Annotated in this window: 5 protein-coding genes and 1 pseudogene; 2 read left to right on the top strand and 4 right to left on the bottom strand. The window is 72.0% G+C overall.

Annotated features, from left to right (window positions below):
• Positions 1-523: pseudogene (locus EES42_RS44795) on the bottom strand (hypothetical protein); the annotation flags it as partial.
• A 381-nt stretch (positions 524-904) separates the two neighbouring features.
• On the opposite strand from EES42_RS44795, the gene EES42_RS46265 reads away from it, so the two are divergent.
• Entirely contained in the window at positions 905-2,557 is a 1,653-nt protein-coding gene (locus tag EES42_RS46265; protein ID WP_124719775.1) for a hypothetical protein, read from the top strand.
• Positions 2,558-2,631: 74 nt separating this feature from the next.
• Positions 2,632-3,033 (top strand): RNA-binding S4 domain-containing protein, encoded by a 402-nt coding sequence (locus EES42_RS20945; RefSeq protein WP_124719774.1) that lies wholly within the window; start codon positions 2,632-2,634, stop codon positions 3,031-3,033.
• Positions 3,034-3,036: 3 nt separating this feature from the next.
• Here EES42_RS20945 and EES42_RS20940 read toward each other — a convergent pair whose 3' ends face one another.
• From EES42_RS20940 to EES42_RS20930, 3 genes are all read right to left on the bottom strand, one after another.
• Entirely contained in the window at positions 3,037-4,959 is a 1,923-nt protein-coding gene (locus tag EES42_RS20940) for an FUSC family protein (protein WP_124720163.1), read from the bottom strand.
• Positions 4,960-5,035: 76 nt separating this feature from the next.
• Positions 5,036-5,287 (bottom strand): DUF2630 family protein, encoded by a 252-nt coding sequence (locus tag EES42_RS20935; RefSeq protein WP_124719773.1) that lies wholly within the window; start codon positions 5,285-5,287, stop codon positions 5,036-5,038.
• 52 nt (positions 5,288-5,339) lie between these two features.
• A complete protein-coding gene (locus tag EES42_RS20930; RefSeq protein ID WP_124719772.1) occupies positions 5,340-6,290 on the bottom strand; it encodes an NADP-dependent oxidoreductase in 951 nt (316 codons plus the stop codon).
• Between the last annotated feature and the right edge of the window lie 96 nt (positions 6,291-6,386).

The following is a 6,386-nucleotide window of genomic DNA, read 5'->3' as shown; positions in this document are numbered from 1 at the left end:
ACTTCGGCGCGGGCTCCGGCTCGGCCTCGGTCGGCTCGGCCTCGGCGGGGGCCTTGGAGGCCTCAGCGGTCTCGACGACCTCCGCAGCCTCGACGGCCTCAGCGGTCTCGGAGACCTCCACCGTCTCGACGACCGCGGCGGCCTCCGGCTTCACCGATTCCGGCTTCGTGGCCTCCGGCTCCGTCGACTCCGGCTTCGGTGCCGACCCCTGTGCCGGGACCGTGGGGACGGACGCCTTGTCGAAGGCGGCGGCCACCAGGTCCGAGGCCAGGCCGCTGTTGTCGCCGGCGGACCGGGGAGAGGCGGGTGCCGGGACCGAGGCCTTCGAGGCCGGGGCGGTTTCGAGCACCGGGGCCGGCTCCTCGGCCGGCTCGTCCGCCGTGGCGGTCGCGGTCGCCGTCGTGGCCGGCTCCGACTCCGCGGGCGCGGTGCGCTCGGTCTGGGGCGGGACCGTGGCCGTCGGCGCGTCCTGCTCCGCGCGGTCACGGCCGAACACCTTGCGCAGCAAGCTCCGAATGCCCATGGGCGAGGCCTTTCGCGTGAGTTGGGTGCGAGAAATGTCCGACCTGCGGGAATTGATCCCTGGCCAGGGCGGATACGTAAGGTTAGCGGCCGGATCCGGCCCTTCGGTGGCGCGGCCCGCCCGTGTGGAAACCGATCCGCAACTGATCCGCAACCGATCCCCGAACGAGTCCTGTGGGCATGCCGTGCGGGCCTGATGTACGTCGTTCAAATGTGCGCACCCGGTCCCGAGTTGCCTTGTTAACGTGAACGGACGGTGTGCCTGACGCAAAGTCAGGCACACCGTTGTCCGTTGTTCGGTCGCGTTACCGAGAAGGGCTCCCGCATGGGGAAACAAACTCGTAGAACACGCTTTGCCGCCTGCGCCGTCGCGGCGGGTGCGATGCTTTCCGGCCTCGTCCCGGCGGCCGGCGCCGCCGCCGCTCCGGTGTCCGCCCCGCCGTCCTCGGTACGGGCCGCCGCCGACCCCGTACCGGGCAACGAGGGAATGCCGGACGACGGGTTCGACAACGAATCCGAGGGCGAGCAGGACGACTTCGCCGGAACCGGAACCGGAACCGGAACCGGAACCGGAACTGGATCCGCAGCGGCCCCGGCCGCCCCGGGCACTTCCGCCCTCGCCGCCCCCGTCCCTGGCCGGGCCGCCGACTTCAAGCTGGCGAAGAGCACCGACATCTCCGGTCTCGTCACGAAGCTGGATGCCGCGCTGCCCAAGCAGGGCCTCACCGAGCTGATGGAGCAGGCCAATCGGCCCGCCGGATGGGAAGGCGCCTGCGGAACCGCCGGAATCTATGGTTCCGATCTTGCGGTCAACCACCGTGTCTGCTGGCAGAACGACGACGCCACCTCCTCGGAGTGGGTGCCGCAGGCCATCACCGGTGTCTCGGACGCGCAGGAGGACGAGGACTGGGGCACGTCCAACGCCGAGCCGATCGCGGTGGCCGGTTACGACGCGGAGAACCCGGGCCGCAGCAACTACGCCAAGGACCGAGACAACTGCGTCCAGGACTCCGCGTCGGACGCCTGCAACGAGAAGGGCATCCGGGTCAGCTTCTTCAATCAGGCGACCCAGATGTACCGCCATGTGCTGCTGGTCTGGCCGTACATGAACTCCAAGGACCACATCTCCTTCGACGCGCTGCACGCGAGCGAGGGCAAGTGCACCACCGAGGTGACGTCCTCCTGCGCCGCGCAGAACGGCATCCACGCGGGTGGCATGGTCTGGTACGGCAATTACCTGTACGTCGCCGACACCGCCAACGGCATGCGGGTCTTCGACCTGCGCAAGATCATGGACCTCAACCCGGACAACAAGGCCGACGTCGACGACCCGACGCCGGACGGGCTGGTCAGCAATGTCACGGACAAGAAGCGGATTGGCCGGCAGAGCAACGTCTGGTACGGCTACGGCTACCGCTATGTCATGCCGCAGGTCGCCACGCTGAAGTTCACCACGGCGAAGAACGGCGGGACCACCAGCGGTAACCAGTGCTACGCCACCGGCCGCCCGAAGGCCTCGTACATCTCGCTGGACCGCACCGACACCGACCACATGGTCCTCGGTGAGTACTGCAACACCAACAACGGCGGCACGAGCCCCGGCCGCGTCGGCACGTACCCGATGACCGCGCTGACCGCCGCCGTCGAGGGCGCCACCGGCGCCACCGCCTCCGCCGACCTGGCGTACGGCCTGCCGACCGGTGCCAAGTTCAACAACGAGGCGCTGTGGCACAAGATCCAGGGCGTCACCCGGTACGAGGGCAAGTGGTACTTCCACCGCAGCAACGGCTACGACAACGGCCGGCTGCTCCAGGCCACGCCGGGCACGGTCGACGGAACGTCCCAGCTCGTCGGCAACGCGAAGACGCTGGAGTCGGCGTTCGGGCCCGAGGACCTCTACCTCGCGCACGGGCGCGGTGACGGTTTCGCCCCGCAGCTGTGGTCGCTGAGCGAGCACGCGCCGAGCAAGTGCGCGGCGTGCAAGCGCGAGGTGTACAGCTACAACATGTCGGAAGTGATCAGCGACTTCGGCTGATCCCCACGACCCTCACGACCCTCATGACCCTCATGACCTCCACGCCCCCCATGACAGGCCCTACAGTCGGAGGCATGGTTTCCGGTGAGGCGCCGCAGGCGGAGGGCAGCGTTCGGGTCGACGTCTGGATCTGGTCGGTCCGGCTGACGAAGACCCGTTCGCAGGCCGCTGCCGCCTGCCGCGCGGGTCATGTGAAGGTCGCCGGCGAGCGCGCCAAGCCCGCCCAGGCGCTGCGCGTCGGCGACGAGGTACGGCTCCGGCACGCCGGACGCGACCGGATCGTGGTCGTGTCGAAGATCGTCAAGAAGCGGGTCGGCCCTCCGGTGGCGGCGGAGTGCTTCGTCGACAACAGCCCGCCCCCGCCCCCGCGCGAGGTGGCGATCCAGGTGCCGGTCCGGGACCGGGGCGCGGGCCGCCCGACCAAGCGGGACCGGCGTGAGATGGAGCGGCTGCGGGGCGACGGCGCCACCGGGTGACCGTCAGGGCTGGGGCGATGCGATCGCCCGGGCCGCCGCCACCTCCTGGCGCAGCGGAGCCAGTACGCCCTCCTCGTCGCCCGGAAGTTCGGTGCGCACCTCCACCAGCACCTCGCTGGCCCGTATCCCCTCGGCCAGCTCCCGCAGCTGCCGCCGGACCTCCGCGACCTCGGCCGGCGGCGGCTCGGGCGCTCCGTGGTTGACCCGGACCCGGGCCGCCGTCGTCGCGTCCACGATGCGTTCGACCGCGACGACCAGCGGCCACCAGGCCGCGGCCCGGGTGCCGACCGGCGGTGGTTCGGTCAGGGCACGCTGGAATTCGGAACGTACGACGGACAGGTCGCGGTAGATCCGGCGCCGGGCCCGCACCCGTTCCGCCCGGTCGCCGGAGCCGCCCGGCTCGAACGCGTACGCCACATAGTCGGCGATGTCCGTCACCGCGTCCGCGAGCCGGTGGCCGATCCGTACGTGCCAGCTCTCCGGCCACAGCAGATAGCCCGCCACCAGCACGATCGCGCAGCCGATCAGGCTGTCCAGGAAGCGCGGCCAGACCAGGTGGAAGCCCTGGTGGTTCAGCAGGTCGGACAGAAGCAGGATGACCGGGGTGATGGCCGCGGTCTGGAAGGCGTAACCCTTCGCGGTGAGCGCCGGGATCAGCGCGGCGAGCACCACCATCACCGGCACGTCCCACCAGCCGACCGGCACCGCGGCGAGCACCGGCGCGGCGATCACGAGCCCGGCCGCCGTGCCCACCGACCGCAGCACGGCCCGCGAGAACACCGAGCCGAAGTCCGGCTTGAGGACGAACGTGACGGTCAGCGCCACCCAGTACGAACGCGGCACCAGGATCAGCGAGGTCAGCGCCTGGGCCAGACCGATGCACAGGGCGAGCCGCAGCCCGTACCGCCAGGAGGCCCCGGAGAGCAGTACGTCGCGGGTGGCCCGCCGGATCCGTACCCCGAGCACGGCGGGGCGGCCGAGCCGGTCGTCGACGTTGTACGGGTCGGGGTCGGCCTTGTGCACGACGACCGCCGCGTGCCGCAGGGCGCTGTCCACCGCCCGGGTGGCCGGTGAGTCCGGTGCGGGCAGGTCGAGTCCGGGGCATCCGGTGCGGCTCTCCTCGACGGCGGCGGCCAGTTCGCGCACCGCCGCCGGGATCTCGTCCGGGAGCGGGCACCGGCGCACATGGACGGCGGGGGCCGCCTCGACGAGCGGGATGACGACGTTGAGCTGGGCGAGCAGCCGCACCATGGCGTTGCTGCGGCCGTGGTAGCGGGCCCGGCGGGCCAGGATCAGGTCGTACGACGTGTTGAGGGACTGGGTGACGGCCTGGCGCCGCTCCTCGTAGGCGTCGGTGCCGGCGGCGGCGAGCAGGTCGGCGACCGCGAGGTAGGTGCCCGCGACCGCGACCCGCTCCGGGAGCTTCCGGCGGAACGGCCAGGCCAGCAGGGTCAGGGCGAGCACGAACAGGCCGCCGACCGTGAGCAGCAGCGGTGCCACCCACCAGGGCTGCGGCATCGGGAGCCCGGCGCCGACCACCGCGTTGAGCAGGAGCAGCAGCCCGGACACCGAGGCGATCGCGCCGATCGTCGACATCATCCCGGAGACCAGGCCGACCAGCGTCAGCGCGGCGACGGCCTCCCAGCCGGTGCCGTACACCAGCGTGCCGAGCATGATGCCGAGCGCGCCGAAGAGCTGCGGCACGGCGATGTTGAGTATCCGCATCCGGTACGCGTCGGCGGTGTCGCCGATGACGCCGGAGAGCGCGCCCATGGAGACGAGCGCGCCGTACGCCGGGCGGTCCAGCGCGAAGCCGACGGCGAGCGGTGCGGCCAGGGAGACGGAGGCGCGGGCGACCGCGGCCCAGGCGATGGGCGTGGACGACTGCGGGCGCAGTCCGCTCAGCAGCCAGGGGGGTGGCGCCAGCCAGGGGGGCGGCGTCGCCCGCCGCCGTCCGGATCCGGCCTCGGTGTCGGTCAACGCGTCCCCCTGAGTCCTGCGTTCAGCCGCGGTAGCCCTCGACCTCGTCGGCGGGGCGGACCTTCGCCGCGGACGGGTCCTCGCCGAACTCGCTCAGTGCCCGGCGCTGCCGCAGCAGGTCCCAGCACTGGTCGAGCCGTACCTCAACGGTACGCAGCCGTGACTTCTCGTCGTCGCTGAGGCCCAGTTCCCGGGTGGAGCGGTCGCGCAGGCCCCGTTCCTCGGAGATGAGTCCGCCGATGTCGTCGATGATGTCGCGTTCCCGTTCGTCCATGACGTCCCTGCTCCTTAGGAAGGCAATCGGTGTACGGGCGGTGGGAGCCGGCTCAGAGCACGATGACGGTCTTGCCGCGTGCGCCGCCCGTCCGGTTCCGGTCGAGGGCCTGCGGGGCCTTCTCCAGCGGGAGCTCGATGTCGACGGGCACCCGCAGCACGCCTTCGGCGGCGCCCGCGGCCAGGACGTCGAGCAGCACCGGGGTGGGTTCGAGCCGGAAGTCGATCCCGGTCACGCCCGCGGGCAGGGCGGCCCCGCCGGCGACGCGCCGGGTGGTGAGGGCGATGCCGCCGCCGCGCACCAGGGCGGCGTGCGAGGCGAAGGAGTCCGGGGTGGTGGAGACCAGGTCGACCAGTGCGTCGACGCCGTCCGGGCAGCTCTCCCGTACGGCCGCTTCGAGCGGCCGGTCGGTGATGTCGATGGTGACGGCGGCGCCCAGCTCCGTCATCCGCCCGTGTTCGTCGCCGCGCACGGCGGCGATCACGCGTATGTCGCGGGCCGAGGCGAGCTGGGTCAGATAGCTGCCGACGCCGCCCGCCGCACCGATGACCAGCAGGCTCTCGTGGCCGCGGAGCACCGCGATCTCCAGGATCTGGGCGGCCGCCATCCCGGCGGAGGGCAGCGCGGCCGCGGCCCGCAGCGGGAGGCCGGGCGGCACCGCGGTGATGGCGGAGTCCTGCGGTACGGACACGTAGTCGCAGTACGTGCCGCCACCGGCGGCGTTCGGCCGGGCGACCCGGCCGAAGACCTGGTCGCCGACCCGGAACCGGTTGTCGCCGCTGCCGATCATGTCGACCCGGCCCGCGAAGTCCACCCCGACGACCATCGGGAACACCCGGGGTGCCGGTCCGTCGTCCGGGGCGCCCTGCGTGGCCTGCCAGTCGGACGGGTTGAGCGCGGCGTACTCGATCCTGACCCGGACCTCACCGGCCTCCGGCTCGGGCTTGGGTATCTCCACCAGTGCGGGGTCGGCCCGGAACGCGCCGACGGCTATGGCTCGCATGCGGAAGACCTCTCAGTCGCCCCCGATCCGGCAGTCATCAGCACCACTCTTCCCCGGCCCGCCCGCCGCCGCACGTCGAGCGCGCGGCCCTCGCCC

This window comes from Streptomyces sp. ADI95-17, from assembly GCF_003846175.1.
GTDB lineage: Bacteria > Actinomycetota > Actinomycetes > Streptomycetales > Streptomycetaceae > Streptomyces > Streptomyces sanglieri.
Note: the sequence above shows the minus strand (reverse complement) of the source record. Positions and strands in the feature narration are given on the sequence as shown.

Excerpts from the sequence above, each read along its gene's own strand:
- EES42_RS46265 (WP_124719775.1), top strand. The coding sequence starts at position 905 with ATGCTTTCCGGCCTCGTCCCGGCGGCCGGCGCCGCCGCCGCTCCGGTG.
- EES42_RS20945 (WP_124719774.1), top strand. The coding sequence starts at position 2,632 with ATGGTTTCCGGTGAGGCGCCGCAGGCGGAGGGCAGCGTTCGGGTCGAC.
- EES42_RS20935 (WP_124719773.1), bottom strand. The coding sequence starts at position 5,287 with ATGGACGAACGGGAACGCGACATCATCGACGACATCGGCGGACTCATC.
- EES42_RS20930 (WP_124719772.1), bottom strand. The coding sequence starts at position 6,290 with ATGCGAGCCATAGCCGTCGGCGCGTTCCGGGCCGACCCCGCACTGGTG.